Genomic DNA, 19685 nt, shown 5'->3' on the forward strand with positions numbered 1-19685 from the left:
AGAGCGTCTTGGTGCAGCGTGCACCCATCACGATGCACGCTCCTCTTCCGCATACTTCGGCGCGACGGTGCGGCAGCGTTGATCGATCTGATGCGCAACGCGTTGCACATCTTGCGGTGACAAGGGCTGCGCGCGACGAGACTTCAGCAAGCCCGCCAGCTCCTTGCCGTTGTAGACCCGCACCTCGCCGCGACCGGTGCGTTCGACAAACCAGCCCGGGAGGGCCACGACCGGGAGCACGTGGACCTGGGTGCCGACTGAACTGCTCAGCCACTTGGCCAACCAGGCGGCCTGACGCACTGCCTGCTCCAGTGGGTCATTGGTCGTCCAGGTCGGGAACTTCAGCAGCTTACCGTCGAAGACGACGGTCGCATCGGCCTTGCCGCGCCCTTGCTTCAGCTTCGTGAATCCCTTGGTCTCCACGGCAAACACGCCTTCACTGGAAACCACCACGTGATCGATATTGAAGTTGTCGGCAGGAATGTCGTGGAAAGTGATGGCTCCTTGGCGCATCAGCTGGTCGAGTTCCTGGCCCACCGCGAGTTCGGCGTCGTAGCCTGCCTTGAGCTTGTCGAGCTGCTCGCCCTTCTTCCAGAGCCTGTAGACGACGACAAAGACAACTCCCAAGGCGAGCACGATGTAGATCGGAACCAGATGAAGCATCCCTTGCTGCCCGCGCTGATGGCTCTGGGCAAGGAACGTTGCTAGCAGAAGCAGCGGCATGACCATCAAGACAAACACATCGGTCAGCACGTCGGCGTTCATCTCTTCGAGCTTTTCTCGCAGCGTGTGCCCAGGTCCGCGGAGCATGTCGATGCCTATCGGGGATCTCCTGCGCGCCCTGGCCCGGCGTTTGCGCATGACCAGGAAGCCGAACGCCAGAGCCGGGCCGGCAAAGCATGCAGCCAGGACGCCGACGATGACGACGACTTGTTGAAGAATCAGTTCCATCAGCGTATCTCGCCGTTCACTTGGAGATCGCTGCCAACGCATCGACCTTCGCCGCAACAAGCTGACATGCCGCTATGAGATCAGTGACGATGCGCTCGTCGACGTTCAGGTCGCCTTCGTACTCACCCAGGTTGCGGATGTCGTGGCACTTGGAAAGCACCCGCCACACCTCGGGCCCGAGGCCGAGCGTGTGGGGCAACAACTGGAAGACGATGTAGCGATTGGTGGAGCGGTAGCCGTTCCAGCGCAGCGCCGCCAGGCAGAGCGCGTGGGCGGCGTTGTAGGCTAGGTCGAACCGGCTCTCGAGCGACAGCGAAGCATTGAGTGCGTCCTGCAGACGCGCATGCCCAGAACGCTTGAGCCCGGCGAACTCCCTCGCATCGGGCGGCTCCACCTTCAAGGGCTTGCCGGGCCCGCTGAGGTTGCTAAAGGCTGAGGTCACTTTCGCCTCCGATGATCCAGACCTTGGGCTGTTCGAGCACGCGAGTCATGAAGGACTCCTGTGCCTTCAGGCGCTTGGCGAACTCCTTGCGCGTGAGGATGGTCGGGTTCACGGTGCGGCCGAGCGCGGTGCTGGCCGCGTCGAGCACGCCGAAGACATCGCCATAGCTGAGCTCGTCGCTCAGCAACATGAGGTCGATGTCGCTGCTGGCGGTGTCGGTCTGCTTGGCCACCGAGCCATAGACGAACGCCGCGATGATCTTTGGCGCCAAGGGGGCGAGCGCCAGCTGCAGCGGCTCGGCCAGGCCGACCGTCTTTTGCGCGATGCCGCACAGCTCCATGAAGATGGGCGACTCCGGATTGGCCTGGTAGTGCTTCTGGTTGCCGACCGCCTTGACGGTGACCAGGCCGCTTTGCGACAACGCCGCCAGTTCGCGCTGCACGGCGCCCGACCCGCTCCCAGCCAGCCCAATCAGCTCTGTGGCGTAGAAGCTGCGCGAAGGCTGCCCGAATAACAGCCCCAGCACGCGTTGCTTCGTGCCGGAGAAGAGCGCGTCGGCAAGACCGGCGCGCGGAGGGGGTGCCTGACGTGTCATACCCATATTGGGCACGAATATACCCAATATGGGCATTTAATGGAAACCGACCAAGCGAGGGATGCGCACGCGAGCCGACCTGCGCCAAACATTGAACAGTGGCGCGGGTGGCCATCGGCGCGATGCGCTTCAATCGTTCGAGTGCCTCTTCGGTCAGTCTAGGCAGAGATCCCAAGCTACATTGGGATTGAGACCGTATCGAACTTCGAATGGGCAACGTCTGCACTCACCTTCAGAACATCTTTGAAAATTCGGCAAATCTCTTTGGCTTGCCACGAGCCAAGGTAAGGATCGACAAGTACGCGATCTATCAGCGTGCAAGGAACTTCCTTTGCTGTGATGAACTTACTATCGTCTTCGATAGCAGAGAAGTAGCTGATTCGGATCTCATTCTCGAACGCGAACCCGTTCCGCTTCATCAGTAGCGCGCGCTTGGCGTGCTGGCTGCTGGGCTTGGCATTCTTGAACGTGTCGATCTGCGCACGGAGCATCGGTGCAGACAAGTACCGAACAGGAGCGACATAAACCTTGTGCTTGCTGGGCCAGCATGCCTCTTGAAGCATGGTGAGCAGATCACCAAACGTCCAGCTCAGCCTTACAAGTCCCCCTGCAGAAGAATAAGTGCGCCACATGGCTTCAGAGGAATACTCGAAGGACACGCACTTCACAAACCCAACCAGATTTCCGAACGGCCGACCCGCGTCGAATAGCTCTTCAGCTATGTACTTCTCATACTTGTCTGTCCACTCAGTGGGCTTTGCGAACGTCCATTCACCGCGCGAAATCAAACCAAACGCTTCGGCGAGAGTTGCGTAACGGTACACACGCGTGCCGCACGATTGCATGAGCAGTGGGTCCACGTAAAGATCGTCGCCATGTTGAACCCATTTGATCTTGGCCGGCATTTCTTCGTGCAACAGGAATTGGTTTGTGCTTCGACCCATCAGACGTCCTCAAAACTGATCCACGTGATGCGCCCCGGTGCCTGACACCGGCTCGATCTTGATCCATCGAGCGCCACCGAGAGCCCTCGCCCTCAACTGCCCACACCCCCCCTCCACATCCTGCCCCGCTGACCTCCTCAGCTTGGTCAGCACGCCGCGCCGGTGCAGCGCGCCGGCCATCGCCACCGCGCGCTCCCAGGCCGGGCGCTGGAAGGCCAGCCCGTCCACGGTGTTGTAGGGGATGAGGTTCATCACCGCGTAGCGGCCGGCCAGCAGGCGCACGATGCCGTCCAGCTCGTCGTCGCCGTCGTTCACGCCGTCGATCAGCGTCCACTGGTACTGCACCGGGTAGCCGGTGGCGCGGGCATAGCGCTCGCCGTGGGCCACCAGGTCTTCGGGGGCTATGCGCGGCGCGCGCGGCAGCAGTTGCGCGCGCAGCTCGGGCTTGGTGGTGTGCAGAGACAGCGCCAGTGCGGGCTTCACCGCACCTTGCGGCAGGCGCTCGAACACGCGCTCGTCGCCCACGGTGGAGAACACCAAATTCTTGTGGCCTATGCCGCCGGCGGTGCCCAGCAGTTCGATGGCTTCGAGCACGTTGTCCAGGTTGTGCGCGGGCTCGCCCATGCCCATGAACACCACCTTCTTCACAGCGCGATGGCCGCGCGCCAGCGCCACCTGGGCCACGATCTCGGCGCTGCCCAGCTGGCGCAGCAGGCCGCCCTGGCCGGTCATGCAGAACACGCAGCCCACCGCGCAGCCCACCTGGGTGGACACGCACAGGCCGTCGCGCGGCAGCAGCACGCTCTCCACCGTCTGGCCGTCGGCCAGCGCCACCAGCAGGCGGGCCGAGCCGTCTTCCGCCGAGTGCTCGGAGCGCAGTCGCGCCAGGCCCTGCAACTCGGCCTCCAGCGCCGGCAGGGCCTCGCGCAGCGCGAGCGGCAGCACGTCTTCCCGCGCGCTGCGGCGCTGCTGCGGCAGCGCGCAGGCCCAGTGGCGCAGCACGCTCTGCTCGTGGCCGGGCCGGGCGCCCAGGGCGCGCAGGTGCTCGCGGAGTTGTTCGATGCGCATCGGGTGGGAAAGCAGCGGTGGCGTGCCGGCGATGAGGAAAAGAAGCTGAACCGCAGTGTAGGGAAGGCAAGGCCGCTCGCCGCAGGCGCGGGGTTGCCATCGCCGCACGGGCCGCGTGGTGTGCTGCGGCCTCTGCGCTTCCAGGCCCCTACGTCGTTCAACGTATTCACGGGCCGGTGGGCATTTTCAAGAATGGACTCGTTGTTGATCCGGTTCCTTGTTGTGGTTCTTCTTCATCCAGCGCGGGCACTCGGGGGCATTCCATGATCCATGGCGACATTTCCAGCAGCAAGGACACCGTGGGCGTGGCCGTCGTCAACTACAAGATGCCGCGCCTGCACACGAAGGCCGAGGTGCTGGCCAACGCGAAGCAGATCGCGAACATGGTGGTGGGCATGAAGGCCGGGCTGCCGGGGCTGGACCTGGTGATCTTCCCGGAGTACAGCACCCACGGGATCATGTACGACAGCGCCGAGATGTACGCCAACGCGGCCACGGTGCCGGGCGCCGAGACGGAGATCTTCGCCGCCGCCTGCCGCCAGGCCAAGGTGTGGGGCGTGTTCTCGCTCACCGGCGAGCAGCACGAGGAGCACCCGAACAAGGCGCCGTACAACACGCTGATCCTCATGAACGACCAGGGCGAGATCGTCCAGAAGTACCGCAAGATCATGCCGTGGGTGCCCATCGAGGGCTGGTACCCCGGCAACTGCACCTACGTGAGCGAAGGCCCGAAGGGCCTGAGGGTCAGCCTCATCATTTGCGACGACGGCAACTACCCCGAGATCTGGCGCGACTGCGCGATGAAGGGCGCCGAGCTGATCGTGCGCTGCCAGGGCTACATGTACCCGGCCAAGGAGCAGCAGGTGCTCATCAGCAAGGCGATGGCCTTCGCCAACAACACCTACGTGGCGGTGGCCAACGCGGCGGGCTTCGATGGCGTGTACTCGTACTTCGGGCACAGCGCGATCATCGGCTTCGACGGCCGCACGCTGGGCGAGTGCGGCGAGGAGGAAATGGGCATCCAGTACGCGGCACTCAGCAAGAGCCTGATCCGCGATTTCCGGCGCAACGGCCAGAGCGAGAACCACCTGTTCAAGCTGCTGCACCGCGGCTACACCGGCATGATCAATTCGCGCGAGGGCGACAAGGGCGTGGCCGCCTGCCCCTACGACTTCTATGCGCAGTGGATCGCCGACCCGGAGGCGATGCGCGAGAAGGTGGAGTCCTTCACCCGCAGCACGGTGGGCACCGACGAGGCCCCCATCGAGGGCCTGCCCCACCAGGGCAGCGTGGGCCACCGCTGAGGCGGGCGCGATCGACATGCTCGCGCCCACGCCCCGGGCGGCGCCCGCCGCGGCCGCCGCCATGCGGATGGACGCCTACCGCATCGCCGCCGAGCCCTACTACCGCAGCGTGGGCGACGAGCTGGCGCTGTTCGAGGCCGCGTGCGCGCAGCGCCTGCCGGTGATGCTGAAGGGCCCCACCGGCTGCGGCAAGACGCGGCTGGTGGAGCGCATGGCCTGGGCGCTGCAGCGCCCGCTGATCACCGTGGCCTGCAACGACGACACCAGCGTCGGCGACCTGGTGGGCCGCCACCTGCTCGACGCCGACGGCACGCACTGGCAGGACGGCCCGCTGACGCTGGCGGTGCGGCACGGCGCCATCTGCTACCTCGACGAGGTGGTGGAGGCGCGGGCCGACACGCTGGCGGTCATCCACCCGCTCACCGACACGCGGCGCCTGCTGCCCATCGACCGCCGCAACGAGCTGCTGAAGGCGCACCCCGACTTCCAGCTGGTGGTGTCCTACAACCCCGGCACGCCGGGCGCGCCGCGCGAGCTGAAGGCCGCGACGCGGCAGCGCTTCTGCGCACTGGACTGCAGCTACCCCGGCACCGAGGTGGAGGTGGAAATCGTCGCGCGCGAGTCGGGCATCCCCACCGACCTGGCCGCCAGCCTGGTGGCGCTGGGCGTGCGCACGCGCCGCCTGCAGGGCGAGGGGCTGGATGAAGGCGCGTCGACGCGCATGCTGGTGCGTGCCGCGCAGTTGATCGCCGGCGGCACCGCGCCGGCTGCGGCCTGCCGCATGGCGCTGGTGGCGCCGCTGTCCGACGACCCCGACCTCGGCGCCGCGCTGCGGGCGGCGGTGGACGCCAGCTTCTGACCGGCGCCCCGCGCATGGCCGCTCCGTTGCCGGCCCGCGCCGCCGCTTCGCCCACCGCGGGCGCACCGCCGTGGCTGGCGCTGGCCGACATGCGCGCCGAGCTCGGGCCCTACCTGCGCACGCTGTGGCGCGCCGCGCCGGCGCTGGCCGAGGCCGACGCGGCGCGGCCCTGGCTGTCGGCCCGCGGCGTGCACCTGCCGCCCACGGTGGCGCTGGCCGCGCACGAGGCCGACGACGGCGCGGCGCGCTACTGGTACCGCGCCGCGGCCACCCACGCCGCCGCGCACCGCGCCTACGGCAGCCAGCCGCTGGCGCGCGGCCACAGCGGACCGGTGGTGCGCGCGCTGGTCGGGCTGCTGGAAGACGCGCGCGTGGAGCACCTGGCCTGCCGCGAGCTGCCCGGGCTGCGCCGGCTGTGGCTGCGCTTTCACACCGCGAGCCCGGCGCTGGGCGACGGCTTCGAGGCGCTGATGCAGCGGCTGGCGCGCAGCCTGCTCGACGCCGGCTACGGCGACCCGCATCCCTGGGTGGCGAAGGGCCGGCGGCTGTTCTTCCTGGACGACCACGGCCAGGTGCTCGCGGTGCCGCACACCGCGGCGCTGCGCACGCTGGCCGCGCGGCTGGGCCACGACATCGGCCAGATGCGCGCCGGCTTCAACGACCGCGAGTACCTGGTGCAGCCGAGCTACCGCGACGACAACGCCTGGCTGTGGCTGCCCGAGCAGGCCGCGCCGGCGGCCGAGACCCCGGTGCCGCAACCTCAGGCGGCCGGCGCGAACGACACACCGCCACAGCCCGCGCAGGCGCCACCCGAGGCCGTCCGCTACCGCTACCCCGAGTGGGACCGGCTGATCGCGCGCCAGCGGCCCGCGTGGTGCACGGTGCTGGAGACGCGGCCGCTCGCGCTGCCGCGATCGGGGCGCGCGGCGGTGGCCGCCCGCACCGCACGGCGCAAGCCGCTGCGCGTGCCGGTGACGCCGGCGTTCGCGCGCGGCGCGCAGCTGGACGGCGACGAGTTCGACCTCGACGCGCTGGCGCAGGCCGCCACCGCCGGCCGCGCCGGCCTGGCGCCCGATGCGCGCGTGCACCGCCGCCGCGCGCGGCAGGCCGAGCCGCGCGCGAGCCTGTGGCTGATCGATGCGTCGGCCTCCAGCGCGGGGCCGGCGCGCGGACACGATGGCGCGACCAGCCTGCTGCAGGCGGCGCGCCAGGCGGCCTGGCTGGCGGCCCGCAGCGCGCAGGGGCCGCGCCACGCCTGCGCGATCCACGGCTTCTGCTCCGAGGGCCGCGAGGCGGTGCACTACCGGCGGCTGAAGGACTTCGGCGACGCGCTGGATGCGGACGCGGCGGCGCGCCTGGACGGGCTGGCCGCCGGCCTGTCGACCCGGCTGGGCGCGGCGCTGCGCCACGCCACGGCGCTGCTGGGCCGGCAACGCGCCGCGCGGCGCACGCTGGTGCTGGTGAGCGACGGCGAGCCGCACGACATCGACACGCACGACCCGCGCTACCTGGTGGAGGACGCGCGCCGCGCGGTGCAGGCCGCGGCGCGGCGCGGCATCACGGTGCGCTGCGTGGGGCTGGACCCGGCGGCGGCGCCGGCGCTGCGGCGCATCTTCGGTGCCGGCGGCTACTGCGTGCCGGCCCGGGCCGACGCGCTGCCGTCACTGCTGGCGCGCGCGGCGCTGTCGAGCCCCGGACGCTGAACGCCCCGCGGGGGCGACGGGGCTTGGTCCGGCGGGCTGCCGCGGCCGGCACGCTGCGGCATCATCGTGGCCCCCGCCCTTTCCGGCCCCCGACACAGGACCTCCCCATGAGCTTCACCACCGAACAACAGCCCGGCGTCTGCGAGCAGGCCCCGGCCGCGACGAAGGGCTTCACGCTGAACCACAGCATGCTGCGCGTGAAGGATCCGAAGGTTTCGCTGGACTTCTACACGCGCGTGCTCGGCATGCGCCTGCTGCGCAAGCTGGACTTTCCGGAGATGAGCTTCTCGCTCTACTTCCTGGCGCAGGCCGAGGAAGCCGCCATGGCGCCGCAGGACGTGGGCGAGCGCACCGCGTGGACCTTCGCGCAGCGCGGCATCCTGGAGCTCACGCACAACTGGGGCACCGAGAACGACACCGAGTTCAAGTACCACGACGGCAATGCCAAGCCGCAGGGCTTCGGCCACATCTGCATCTCGGTGCCCGACCTCGACGCCGCGGTGCGCTGGTTCGACGAGAACGGCGTGACCTACGTGAAGCGTCCCGAGCAGGGCAAGATGAAGGACGTGGCCTTCATCAAGGACGCCGACGGCTACTGGATCGAGATCGTCGAGCCGGCGCGGCTGGCGAAGCTGGGACGCCCGGCTTGAGCGACGACGCGGCGCCCGAGCACTGGGCCGCCGACGCCGGCGAGCGCGACGTGGCCCGGCTGGACATCCCGCCGCACGCGAGCCGCGAGCGCGGCTTCGAGATCTACTGCAGCCTGGCCGTGAAGGCGCAGGGCGGCGGCGAGGCTTGGCACGAGCTGCGGGTGCTGGTGGACGGCGCGCTGGCGTGGTCGCGTCGCGTGAGCACGCAGCCGGTCGGCCGCGATTCGCTCGACGTGCGGCTGCGCCGCCAGGTCCCGGCCGGACAGCCTCTGCGACTGACCGCGGTGGCGCAGACGCAGCGCGCCACGCGGCTGGGGCTGGTGATCACCGCCGACGAGGAATGACGGGCGCGTCAACGACGGACAACGGGGTGACGACGATGGGCAGCAGCTGGTTCGAAGGCTTCGAGAGCCGCACGTTCGACATCGACGGCGTGCCGCTGTTCGCCCGCTACGGCGGCCAGCCCGACGGGCCGCCGCTGCTGCTGCTGCACGGCTACCCGCAGACGCACGCGATCTGGCATCGCGTGGCGCAGCGGCTGGCTGATCGCTACCGGCTGGTGATGCCCGACCTGCGCGGCTACGGCCGTTCGGCCAAGCCGCCCGGCGCGCACGACCACGCCAACTACAGCAAGCGCGCGATGGCGGCCGACGTGCTGGGCGTGATGCGCGCGCTGGGCCACGAGCGCTTCTTCGTGGCCGGCCACGACCGCGGCGGGCGCGTGGCGCACCGGCTGGCGCTGGACCATCCGCAGGCGGTGCGCAAGCTGTGCGTGCTGGACATCGTGCCCACGCTGACGATGTACGAGCGCACCGACATGGCCTTCGCGCAGGCCTACTACCACTGGTTCTACCTGATCCAGCCGGCGCCGCTGCCCGAGAAGCAGATCGGCGCCGACCCGGGCTGGTACCTGCGGCACACGCTGGGCGGCTGGGGCAGCAAAGGGATTTCCTTCATCGAACCGGAGGCGCTGGCCGACTACGACCACGGCTTCTGCACGCCCGAGGGCGTGCACGGCGCCTGCGAGGACTACCGCGCCGCGGCCGGCATCGACCTCGAGCACGACCGCGCCAGCCGCAAGGCCGGGCAGCGCGTGGCCTGCGACCTGCACGTGCTGTGGGGCGCGCGCGGCGTGGTGGCGAAGCAGTTCCAGCCGATCGCCGACTGGCAGGCCGCCTGCAGCGGCGCGGTGAGCGGCTACGCGGTGCCGGCCGGGCACTTCATTCCCGAGGAGCTGCCGGCGCTGACAGCGACGGAGCTGCAGAACTTCTTCGGCGGCGGCTGAGGAGGTCGGGAGGCCCTGATGGCCCCTGACACCCGGCCCGGCTAGCATCCGCCGGTCGTCGCGATCCGAGGAACCGTCATGCCCGCCTGGCTGTTGCGTCTGAACGAACACTTCCCGATCCGCTACTTCGTCTGGCTGGCCTGTGCGGTCGGCGCGTTGCTGAGCGCGCTGGTGTGGGTGGTGACCGGCAGCGGCGGCCTGGTGCTGCTGGTGTTCTTGGCGCTCGTGGGCACCGGCGTGCACGACGTGCGGCAGTCGCGCCACTCGGTGCTGCGCAACTACCCGGTGATCGGCCACCTGCGCTTCTTCTTCGAGTTCATCCGGCCGGAGATGCGGCAGTACTTCATCGAGGGCGACAACGAGGCGGCGCCGTTCTCGCGCCAGCAGCGCTCGCTGGTCTACCAGCGCGCCAAGGGCGAGCCCGACAAGCGGCCGTTCGGCACGCAGCACGACGTGGGCGCCGAGGGCTACGAGTGGATCAACCACTCGATCGCGCCCACCACGCTCGCGAGCCATGACTTCCGCATCACGGTGGGCGGCGAGCGGGCGCAGCCGTACAGCGCGTCGATCTTCAACATCTCGGCGATGAGCTTCGGTGCGCTGAGCGCCAACGCCATCCTCGCGCTCAACGCCGGCGCCAAGCGCGGCGGCTTCGCGCACGACACCGGCGAGGGCTCGATCAGCCGCTACCACCGCGAGCACGGCGGCGACCTGATCTGGGAGATCGGCTCGGGCTACTTCGGCTGCCGCCACGACGACGGCTCGTTCAGCGAGGAGCGCTTCGCCGAGACGGCGCGCGACCCGCAGGTGAAGATGATCGAGCTCAAGCTGAGCCAGGGTGCCAAGCCCGGCCACGGCGGCGTGCTGCCGGGCCCGAAGGTGACGCCGGAGATCGCTGCGGCGCGCGGCGTGGCGGTGGGCGTGGATTGCGTGTCGCCGTCGCGCCATGCCGCCTTCGACTCGCCGGTGGGCATGCTGCAGTTCATCGAGAAGCTGCGCACGCTGTCGGGCGGCAAGCCGGTGGGCTTCAAGCTGTGCATCGGCCACCCGTGGGAGTGGTTCGCGATCGCCAAGGCGATGCGAGAGACGAATCTGCTGCCGGACTTCATCGTGGTCGACGGCGCCGAGGGCGGCACCGGCGCGGCGCCGCTGGAGTTCACCGACCACGTGGGCGCGCCGCTGCAGGAAGGGTTGATGCTGGTGCACAACACGCTGACCGGCATCGGGCTGCGCGATCGCATCCAGCTCGGCTGCGCCGGCAAGGTGGTGAGCGCCTTCGACATCGCGCGGCTGATGGCGCTGGGCGCCGACTGGTGCAACGCGGGGCGCGGCTTCATGTTCGCGCTGGGCTGCATCCAGGCGCAGGCCTGCCACACCGGCCACTGCCCGACCGGCGTGACCACGCAGGACCCGATGCGCCAGAAGGCGCTGGTGGTGCCGACCAAGGCCGACCGCGTGTTCATGTTCCACCAGGAGACGCTGCGCGCGCTGAAGGAGCTGGTGCAGGCCGCCGGGCTGCAGCACCCGCGCGAGATCACCGCCGCGCACATCGTGCGGCGCGTGGCCGACCACGAGGTGAAGCTGCTGGCGACGCTGCTGCCGTTCGTGAAGCCGGGCGCGCTGCTGGCCGCCGAGCGCGGCGAGATCGACTGGCCGCACCAGGTGTTCCGGCTCTACTGGCCGCGCGCGAGTGCGCATTCCTTCTTGCACCAGCCCGATCCGCTGGCGACAGCGGCCGCCTGAGCGACTAAGCTCCCGGCAGGCGGCCCCCCGAGCGCCCCAGAAAGCCCGTTCCCAGGAGACGACAAGCGTGCTGAAGGTCTATCTCGTCGAAGACGATCCGCTGGTGGCCCAGCACGTGCTGGACACGCTGAACGAAGCGCCGGGCATCCGCTGCGTCGGCCACGCCAACCGGCTTGGCATCGCCCGCATCGACCTGCCGCAGTGCCGCCCCGACGTGCTGCTGTCCGACCTGGGCCTGCCCGACGGCGACGGCACCGAGCTGATCGGCGAGCTGAGCCATGCGCCGGCGATCGACGGCGTGTGGCACCCGCACATCCTGGTGTTCTCGGTGTTCGGCGACGAGGCGCGCGTGATCCAGGCCATCGAGGCCGGTGCCGACGGATACTTCCTGAAGGGCTGCACCTCGGAGGAGCTGGTGCGCGCCGTCGAGCAGGCCGCGCGCGGCGAGTCGCCCATCTCTCCGGCGATCGCGCGCCACCTGCTCAAGCGCTTCCGCGAGGACGGCTTCAGCGAAACGAGTTTCCGCGACTCGGGCTTCTCGGAGTTCGGCGGTGGAGGAGGCGACACCGGCATGATGGACCTCGACGAGCCCTCGCGCCGCGACCACGAGGTCAGCGCCCGCGAGCACGAGGTGCTGCGGCTCGTGGCCCAGGGCTACGTCAGCGAAGAAATCGCCGAGCGCCTGCTGACCACGCCGAGCGCCGTGGCCACCGCGGTGCGCAACGTCTACCGCAAGCTGCAGTTGGGGCAGCGCGCCCGCGCCACCGTGCAGGCGCAGTCGCGTCCCGGCTGGGCGTGAAGCCGGCCCGCCCCGCGACGGGGCCGGCACCCGCGGCGCCGTGCGCTGGCGGGGCCTGCTGGCGGGGCGTGCTGGTGCTGCTTGCGATCGGCCTGTCGGGCGGCGACTGCCATGCCGCGCCGCTGGTCGCCGTGGACACGAGCGGCCTGCGCAGCCCCTGGATCGCCGGCGCGGCCGGCGCACTGGGCGTGCTGGCGCTGCTGCTGTCCGGCCGCGCGCGGCGCTCGGGCTATGGCTGGTTCGGTGCCGCGAGCCTCCTGTGGGCCGTGCGCGAGGCCACGCTGCCCGGCGGCCCGGGCCCCGACGCGAGACCCTGGACGGTGGTGCTGCACCAGGCGGGCTTCGCGTGGATCGCGGTGCTGGGCGCGCTGTACGCGATGAACGTGGTGGGCCGCGACACGCTGCGCACCCGCCTCGTGCTGGGCGGTTGGGCCGCCGTGGCGCTGGCCCTGGCGGCCGGCGCGGTGCTGCTGCCGGCGCCGACGCTCGGCATGCTGCTGCGGGCCGGCACGCTGGCGATGGCGATGGGCGTGCTGTGGGTGCTGGCGTCCGCGGCACGGCAGCAGCGCAGCGCGCCCGCGCTGCTGCTGACCGTGACCGCCCTGATCGGCCTGGCGATCGGCCTGCGCGACCTGTGGGTGTTCGGCCAGCCGGAGCCCGGCGATGCGGTGGCCTGGAGCCGCTACACGGTGCTGCTGCTGATCGCGGTGGCGGCCTGGCTGCTGGTGGACGAGTTCACGCGCTCGAGCGCCGAGCTGCGCGCGCTGAACCGCGACCTGCTGGACCGCGTGGCGCAGAAGGAGCGCGACCTGCAGATGGCGTTCGAGGGCACGCGGCTGCGCGATCAGCGGCAGGCGGTGCTGGCCGAGCGCGACCGCATCCTGCGCGAGATGCACGACGGCCTGGGCGGCCGGCTGGTGGCGGCGATGGCGCTGACCTCGCAGGTGGAGCGTCAGTCGCTGCCGCCGCCGGGCGGCGAGCCGCGCAGCGTGGACGAGCCGCTGCGCGACCTGAAGCTCACGCTCGACGACTGCCTGGTCGAGCTGCGGCTCGCGCTCGACTCGCTGGAGACCGACCAGCGTCCGCTGATCGAGGCGCTGGCCGAGCTGCGCTTCCGCGTCGAGCCTTCGCTGCGGGCGGCCGGCGTGCGGCTGGTCTGGCAGCTGGACGAAGCGGCGAGTGAGGTGGAGCTGCCGGCGGCGGAGACGCTGCATGTGCTGCGCATCGTGCGCGAGGCGCTGACCAACGTGATCAAGCACGCCCACGCCACCGTGGTGTGGCTGCGCCTCGAGGCGCGCGGCACGCAGCGGCTGGCGCTGACGGTGGTGGACAACGGCCTGCAGCAGCGCATGAGCGAGGCGCAGGTCGACATGCCGCTGTTCGTGCCGCCGTCCATCGTGCACGGGGGTCGTGGCCTGGCCAACATGCAGCGCCGCGCGGCGGCCTTGTCGGCCCGCCTCGACAGCGGCCCGCACCCGGAAGGCTGGGCGGTGACGCTGGAGTTGCCGCTGCCGGCGGCGGGCTGAGGGCGGCCGTCAGGCCACCGGCGGCGCCGTGTCGGCGAAGCTCGGTCGCTGGCTCAGCTTGTCGAGCAGCTTGGCCAGCGACGGGTGATCGTCGCGCCAGGGGATCTGCGGGAAGCGGAACGACAGCCAGCCGAGCGCGCAGCCGACGGCGATGTCGGCCAGCGTGAAGTGGTTGCCGCCGCACCAGGGGCGGTCGCCCAGGCCCTGGCTCATCGCCTGCAGGCTGGCGTCGACCTTGGCCATCTGGCGGTCGACCCAGGCGTCGCTGCGCTGCGCCTCGCTGCGGCCGGCCCAGGTGCGTTCGAGCCGCGCCAGGATGGCTGCGTCGAGCAGGCCGTCGGCCAGCGCTTCCCAGGTGCGCACCTCGATCCGCTCGCGACCGGACGGCGGGATCAGCTTGCCCACCGGCGACAGCATGTCGAGGTACTCGACGATGACGCGCGAGTCGAACACCGCCTCGCCACCCTCCATCACGAGACAGGGCACCTTGCCGAGCGGGTTGGATTCGGAGATGGAGGTCTCTGCGCCCCACACGTCGTCGAGCACGAACTTGTACTCGAGCTTTTTCTCGGCCATCACGACACGGACCTTGCGGACGTAGGGACTGGCGAGGGAACCGATGAGTTTCATGGGAGGTGGGGTGTGGGCTGCGAAACGATTCTAGCGAGCCGCCCCGGTCGGACCGCGGCCTTCCGAGGGGGTGTGGCGCGGACCCCCTCCTACAATTGCAGGCTCCCCGCCACGCCCCGTGGCGCGCCCGCACGACCGACCGCTCCCCATGGAACTGACCGCCCTCACCGCCCTCTCGCCGCTCGACGGCCGCTATGCCGCCAAGCTCGCCGCGCTGCGGCCGCTGCTCAGCGAGTTCGGGCTGATGCACCGCCGCGTGCAGGTGGAGGTGGAGTGGTTCATCGCGCTCAGCGACGCGGGCTTGCCGGAGCTGGCGCCGCTAGGCAGCGAAGCCCGCGCTCACCTTCGCAAGCTGGTCGCCGGCTTCGCCGAGGCCGACGCGCAGGCCATCAAGGACATCGAGAAGACCACCAACCACGACGTGAAAGCGGTCGAGTACTGGCTGAAGTCGAAATTCGCCGGCCACGCGGAGCTGCAGGCGGCCGGCGAGTTCGTGCACTTCGCCTGCACCAGCGAGGACATCAACAACACCAGCCATGCGCTGATGCTGGGCGCCGCGCGCGAGGGCGTGCTGCTGCCGGCGCTCGACGGCCTGGTGGCCACGCTGACGCGCATGGCGAACCAGTTCGCCGACCTGCCGATGCTGAGCCGCACCCACGGCCAGACCGCCAGCCCCACCACCGTGGGCAAGGAGATCGCCAACGTGGTGGCGCGCCTGGCCACCGCGCGCCAGCGCATCGCCGCGGTGCCGCTGCTGGCCAAGATGAACGGCGCGGTGGGCAACTACAACGCCCACCTGTCGGCCTACCCCGAGCTGGACTGGGAGACCTTCAGCCGCCGCGTGGTGGAGCAGCAGCTCGGCCTGGCGTTCAATCCGTACACGATCCAGATCGAGCCGCACGACTACATGGCCGAGCTGTTCGACGCGGTGACGCGCTGCAACACCATCCTGATCGACTGGTCGCGCGACGTCTGGGGCTACATCAGCCTGGGCTACTTCAAGCAGAAGCTCAAGGCCGGCGAGATCGGCTCGAGCACGATGCCTCACAAGGTGAACCCGATCGACTTCGAGAACGCCGAAGGCAACCTGGGCCTGGCCAACGCGCTGCTCGCGCACCTGAGCCAGAAGCTGCCGATCAGCCGCTGGCAGCGCGACCTGACCGACTCCACCGTGCTGCGCAACATGGGCGTGGCGCTGGGCTACGCGCTGCTGGGCTGGGACTCGCTGGCGCGCGGCCTGGGCAAGCTCGAGGTCAACGAGGCCGCGCTCGCGGCCGACCTCGACGCCGCCTGGGAGGTGCTGGCCGAGCCCATCCAGACCGTGATGCGCCGCCACGGCCTGCCCAACCCCTACGAGCGGCTCAAGGAGCTGACGCGCGGCAAGGCGATCACGCGCGAGTCGCTCGCCGCCTTCATCGAGACGCTGGAGCTGCCCGAGTCCGAGAAGCAGCGCCTGCGCACGCTGACCCCGGGCAACTACACCGGCAAGGCGGCCGAGCTGGCGCAGCGCATCGGCGGCTGAGGGCGCACACGACATGAGCTTTCGCGCCCGCCTGCTGGCCGCCGAGCGGCTGAACGATTCGCTGCTGTGCGTGGGGCTGGACCCCGAGCCGTCCAAGTTCCCGGCGCCGTGGACCGGCGACGCCACGCGCATCTTCGACTTCTGCGCCCGCATCGTCGACGCCACCAAGGACCTGGTGATCGCGTTCAAGCCGCAGATCGCCTACTTCGCGGCGCACCGGGCCGAAGACCAGCTGGAGCGGCTGATGGCCTACCTCCGCCGCGTCGCGCCCGACGTGCCGGTGATCCTGGACGCCAAGCGCGGCGACATCGGCAGCACCGCCGAGCAGTACGCACGCGAGGCCTTCGAGCGCTACCAGGCCGACGCGGTGACGCTGTCGCCTTTCATGGGCTTCGACTCGGTCGAGCCCTACCTGCGCTGGCCCGGCAAGGGCGCGATCCTGCTGTGCCGCACCTCCAACCCCGGCGGCAGCGACCTGCAGAACCAGCGGCTGGCCGACGTGGACGGCACACCGCGGCTCTATGAGCACCTGGCGCAGCTCGCGCAGGGCCCGTGGAACACCAACGGCCAGCTCGGCCTGGTGGTGGGCGCGACCTTCCCCGAGGAGCTGGCGCGCGTGCGCGCGCTGGCGCCGACGCTGCCGCTGCTGATCCCCGGCGTCGGCGCGCAAGGCGGCGACGCGGCGGCGACGGTGAAGGCGGCCTGGCGCGGCGACAAGGCGACGACGAGCGCGCCGATCATCGTGAACTCCTCGCGCGCGGTGCTGTACGCCGGCCGCGATGCCGAGTTCGCGAGCGCGGCACGCCAGGTGGCGCTGGCCACGCGGGCGGCGCTGAACGCGGCGCGCTGAGGAAGCAGCAGCCCCTCAGCCCCGCAACTGCAACCCCCGCCGCCGCACCCCGGTCAACGCGAACAGCGCGTTCGCCACCGCCGGCGCAATGGGCGGCGTGCCGGGCTCGCCGACACCGCCGGGCGGGTGCTCGCTGGCGACGAGGTGGGTCTCGATCCGCGGCGACTCGGCCAGCGTGAGCAGCGGCTGCTCGGGAAAGTTCTTCTGCTGCACCACGCCGGCCACGATGTCGATGCCGCCGTGCAGCGCGGCGCTGAGGCCGAACACGATGCCGCCCTCCATCTGCTGCCGCACGATGCCGGGGTTGACCACGGTGCCGCAGTCGATGGCGCAGACCACGCGGTGCACGCGCGGCACGCCGCCGGCCGCCAGCGACACCTCGGCCACCTGCGCGACGATGCTGCCGAAGCTCTCGTGCAGCGCCACGCCGCGCGCCCGCCCGGCCGGCGAGGGCCGACCCCAACCGGACTGCTGGGCCGCGAGCTGCAGCACCGCGGCGTGGCGTGGGCTGCCGGCCAGCAGCGCGAGCCGGTAGGCCACCGGGTCCTGCTGCGCCGCGTGCGCCAGCTCGTCGATGAAGCTCTCGAGGAAGAAGGCGTTGTGCGAATGGCCGACCGAGCGCCAGTAGCCGACCGGCACGCCGCTGCGCGTGGCGACGTGGGCGATGCGCTGGTGCGCGATGTCGTAGGGCTGGTCGAACAGGCCCTCGGCAGTGGTCTTGTCGGGCAGGTCGACCGGGCCGGCCAGCCACGGCAGGCCGCGCTCCATCCAGCGCGGCGTGATGGCGTCACCGGCGCTCGCGATGCGCAGCGACAGCGGCCGGCCATCGGCCCCCAGCACCGCCTTCAGCGCCGCAGCCGCGGCCGGGCGGTAGTAGTCGTGCGTGGTGTCCTCCTCGCGCGACCACAGCAGCTGCACCGGCCGGCCGCCGGTCTCCTGCGCCACCGCGACGGCCTGCGCCACGAAGTCGGCATCGAGCCGGCGGCCGAAGCCGCCACCCAGCAGCGTGACGTGCAGCGTCACCGCGCGCTCGTCGACACCGGCGGCGCGCGCCGCGTGCGCGCGGGCGATGCCGGGCACCTGGGTCGGCGCCCACACGGTGACATGGCCGTCGCGGACCTGCGCGGTGCAGTTGATCGGTTCGAGCGCGAAGTGCGCGAGGTAGGGCGCGCGGTAGAGCGCCTCGACGGTGCGTGCGCCGGGGCCGGCCCCGCGCTCGGCCGCCGCCACATCGCCGCGGCGGTGATAGGCGAGGCCGCCGTCCTGCGCCAATGCGTCGCGCGCCGCAGCTTCCAGCGATGCGGCGATGGCCTGCGAATCGACCGTGCCGGCCGGCGGCGACGCCCAGTCGATCGCCAGCGCCTCGACCGCCTGGCGGGCATGCCAGCTGCTGCGCGCGACCACCGCAACGCCGGCGGTCGCGCCGGCCCGGGCCGGCAGGCGCACCAGCCGCTGCACGCCGGGGCGGCGCAGCACCTCGTCCTCGTTGCCGATGCGTTGCGGTGCACCGCCGAGCACCGGGCACATGCGCACGGCGGCGTACAGCAGCCCCTCGGGCCGCACGTCGAGGCCGTAGACCGCGCTGCCGTCGCTCTTGGCGACGACATCGGTGCGCGGCGTGTCGCGACCGATCAGCGTCCAGGCGGCACGCGGCTTCAGCGCCACGTCACCGGCCGGCGTGCCGGCGGCCGCGCCGGCGAGCTCACCGAAATGCGCGTGCACGCCGGAGGCATGCGACACGACGCCGTCGCGCACCGCGATCTCTTCCTTGGGCAGGCGCCAGCGCAGCGAGGCGGCTCCCACCAGCTGGGCCCGCACGGTGGCCGCAGCCAGCCGCAGCGGCTCCCAGGCGTCGACGATGCTGGTCGACGCGCCCGTCATGTTGATGCCGAGCTCGCGCGCCAGCTTGGCGACGACCCACTCGCCGCCCTTCACGGCCGCCGTCCGGCGGCCCGGCTCGCTGTCGCGCGGGTGGAAGGGCAGCGACGCGACGAAGGTGGCCACGTTGCCGTAGACCGCGTCGGCGCCGGCCTGGACCAGCCGTACGCGGTCGAGGCCGATGTCGAGCTCCTCGGCCACCAGCATCGGCAGCGTGGTGTGCACGCCCTGGCCCATCTCGCTGCGGTTCATCGCCAGCGCGACGCCGCCGTCGGCGGCGACCTTGATCCAGCCGTTGAACGCCACCTCGCCAGCCTGCAGCGCCAGCAGCGCACGGTCGCCCAGCCGTGAGCGCGGCGGCAGCGCCGCCCAGCCCAGCAGCAGGCCGCCGCCGGCCGCCGCCGCGCCGAGCAGCAGTGTGCGGCGCTTCATGGCGCGCGCTTCGGCGGCGGGGGCGTGGCCGCACGCGGTGCCGCCAGAGCCGCCGCGGCCGTGTGGATGGCAGCACGCACGCGTGGGTAGGTGCCGCAGCGGCAGAGGTTGGTGAGGGCCGCGTCGATGTCGGCGTCGCTCGGCTTGGGCTGGCGTTCGAGCAGCGCCGCGGCGGCCATCAGCAGGCCGCTCTGGCAGTAGCCACATTGCGGTACCTGGTGCAGCACCCAGGCGCGCTGGAGCGCGTGCGGCCGGTCGGCGCCGCCCAGGCCCTCGATGGTCTGCACCGCCCTGCCGCCGACGGCGGACAGCGGCGTGACGCAGGACCGCGCAGGCACACCGTCGAGCCGCACGGTGCAGGCGCCGCAGGCACCGATGCCGCAGCCGTACTTGCTGCCGGTGAGCTGCAGCACGTCGCGCAGCACCCACAGCAGCGGCATCGCCGGGTCGACGGCCTCGTCGGGCAGCGGCACGAAGCGGCCGTTGATCAGCAGGTCCATGCGC

At 71.0% G+C, this 19685-nt stretch carries 19 protein-coding genes; 11 read left to right on the forward strand and 8 right to left on the reverse strand.

The features are described 5' to 3' along the window. Window positions 1-27: 27 nt before the first annotated feature. The 5 genes from MPE_RS18235 to MPE_RS18255 all read right to left on the reverse strand — a co-directional run bounded on the left by MPE_RS18235 (window position 28) and on the right by MPE_RS18255 (window position 4000). The gene (locus tag MPE_RS18235; RefSeq protein WP_041929754.1) at window positions 28-951 is read right to left on the reverse strand and encodes a nuclease-related domain-containing protein; all 924 of its coding nucleotides are present in this window, start codon (window positions 949-951) and stop codon (window positions 28-30) included. A gap of 16 nt (window positions 952-967) precedes the next feature. Then, the gene (locus MPE_RS18240; RefSeq protein WP_011831183.1) at window positions 968-1393 is read right to left on the reverse strand and encodes a hypothetical protein; all 426 of its coding nucleotides are present in this window, start codon (window positions 1391-1393) and stop codon (window positions 968-970) included. After that, window positions 1377-1988 (reverse strand): nucleotidyltransferase domain-containing protein, encoded by a 612-nt coding sequence (locus MPE_RS18245; RefSeq protein WP_041929755.1) that lies wholly within the window; start codon window positions 1986-1988, stop codon window positions 1377-1379. The genes MPE_RS18240 and MPE_RS18245 overlap by 17 nt, the downstream gene beginning before the upstream one ends. Window positions 1989-2164: 176 nt before the next feature. Then, entirely contained in the window at window positions 2165-2932 is a 768-nt protein-coding gene (locus MPE_RS18250) for a DUF2971 domain-containing protein (RefSeq protein ID WP_011831185.1), read from the reverse strand. A 9-nt stretch (window positions 2933-2941) separates the two neighbouring features. Next, window positions 2942-4000, reverse strand: coding sequence for an RNA methyltransferase (locus MPE_RS18255; protein WP_011831186.1), 1059 nt, complete (start codon window positions 3998-4000; stop codon window positions 2942-2944). Between the two features lie 263 nt (window positions 4001-4263). Here MPE_RS18255 and MPE_RS18260 point away from each other — a divergent pair, with 263 nt between their 5' ends. From MPE_RS18260 to MPE_RS18300, 9 genes are all read left to right on the forward strand, one after another. Continuing rightward, the gene (locus tag MPE_RS18260; protein WP_011831187.1) at window positions 4264-5304 is read left to right on the forward strand and encodes an aliphatic amidase; all 1041 of its coding nucleotides are present in this window, start codon (window positions 4264-4266) and stop codon (window positions 5302-5304) included. Between the two features lie 16 nt (window positions 5305-5320). Next, window positions 5321-6163, forward strand: coding sequence for a CbbQ/NirQ/NorQ/GpvN family protein (locus tag MPE_RS18265; protein ID WP_011831188.1), 843 nt, complete (start codon window positions 5321-5323; stop codon window positions 6161-6163). A gap of 14 nt (window positions 6164-6177) precedes the next feature. Then, window positions 6178-7866: a nitric oxide reductase activation protein NorD gene (locus tag MPE_RS18270; protein WP_011831189.1), complete on the forward strand. Its 1689-nt coding sequence runs from the start codon at window positions 6178-6180 to the stop codon at window positions 7864-7866. Between the two features lie 107 nt (window positions 7867-7973). Continuing rightward, complete coding sequence (gene gloA / locus MPE_RS18275; protein WP_011831190.1) at window positions 7974-8516, forward strand: lactoylglutathione lyase; 543 nt, start codon at window positions 7974-7976, stop codon at window positions 8514-8516. Next, window positions 8513-8860, forward strand: coding sequence for a hypothetical protein (locus tag MPE_RS18280; RefSeq protein WP_011831191.1), 348 nt, complete (start codon window positions 8513-8515; stop codon window positions 8858-8860). The genes gloA and MPE_RS18280 overlap by 4 nt, the downstream gene beginning before the upstream one ends. 35 nt (window positions 8861-8895) lie before the next feature. After that, a complete protein-coding gene (locus tag MPE_RS18285) occupies window positions 8896-9801 on the forward strand; it encodes an alpha/beta fold hydrolase (protein WP_011831192.1) in 906 nt (301 codons plus the stop codon). A 78-nt stretch (window positions 9802-9879) separates the two neighbouring features. Further along, a complete protein-coding gene (locus tag MPE_RS18290) occupies window positions 9880-11544 on the forward strand; it encodes an FMN-binding glutamate synthase family protein (protein ID WP_011831193.1) in 1665 nt (554 codons plus the stop codon). A gap of 67 nt (window positions 11545-11611) precedes the next feature. Further along, the gene (locus MPE_RS18295) at window positions 11612-12343 is read left to right on the forward strand and encodes a response regulator (RefSeq protein ID WP_011831194.1); all 732 of its coding nucleotides are present in this window, start codon (window positions 11612-11614) and stop codon (window positions 12341-12343) included. A 68-nt stretch (window positions 12344-12411) separates the two neighbouring features. Continuing rightward, window positions 12412-13869: a sensor histidine kinase gene (locus MPE_RS18300; RefSeq protein ID WP_041929757.1), complete on the forward strand. Its 1458-nt coding sequence runs from the start codon at window positions 12412-12414 to the stop codon at window positions 13867-13869. Between the two features lie 9 nt (window positions 13870-13878). Here MPE_RS18300 and MPE_RS18305 read toward each other — a convergent pair whose 3' ends face one another. Further along, window positions 13879-14499 carry a glutathione S-transferase C-terminal domain-containing protein gene (locus MPE_RS18305; RefSeq protein WP_011831196.1) on the reverse strand — a complete coding sequence of 207 codons (621 nt, stop codon included), beginning with the start codon at window positions 14497-14499 and terminating at the stop codon, window positions 13879-13881. Between the two features lie 148 nt (window positions 14500-14647). Here MPE_RS18305 and purB point away from each other — a divergent pair, with 148 nt between their 5' ends. Beyond that, a complete protein-coding gene (gene purB, locus MPE_RS18310) occupies window positions 14648-16021 on the forward strand; it encodes an adenylosuccinate lyase (protein WP_011831197.1) in 1374 nt (457 codons plus the stop codon). 13 nt (window positions 16022-16034) lie between these two features. Continuing rightward, entirely contained in the window at window positions 16035-16871 is an 837-nt protein-coding gene (gene pyrF, locus MPE_RS18315; RefSeq protein WP_011831198.1) for an orotidine-5'-phosphate decarboxylase, read from the forward strand. A 15-nt stretch (window positions 16872-16886) separates the two neighbouring features. Here the strand turns inward: pyrF and MPE_RS18320 are convergent, their stop codons facing one another. Both MPE_RS18320 and MPE_RS18325 read right to left on the reverse strand, forming a co-directional pair. Continuing rightward, the gene (locus MPE_RS18320; RefSeq protein ID WP_011831199.1) at window positions 16887-19181 is read right to left on the reverse strand and encodes a xanthine dehydrogenase family protein molybdopterin-binding subunit; all 2295 of its coding nucleotides are present in this window, start codon (window positions 19179-19181) and stop codon (window positions 16887-16889) included. Further along, on the reverse strand, window positions 19178-19681 hold the full coding sequence (locus MPE_RS18325; RefSeq protein WP_011831200.1) for a (2Fe-2S)-binding protein: 504 nt from the start codon (window positions 19679-19681) through the stop codon (window positions 19178-19180). Before MPE_RS18325 ends, MPE_RS18320 begins: the two co-directional genes overlap by 4 nt. Window positions 19682-19685 lie beyond the last annotated feature (4 nt).

This window comes from Methylibium petroleiphilum PM1, from assembly GCF_000015725.1.
Classification (GTDB): domain Bacteria; phylum Pseudomonadota; class Gammaproteobacteria; order Burkholderiales; family Burkholderiaceae_C; genus Methylibium; species Methylibium petroleiphilum.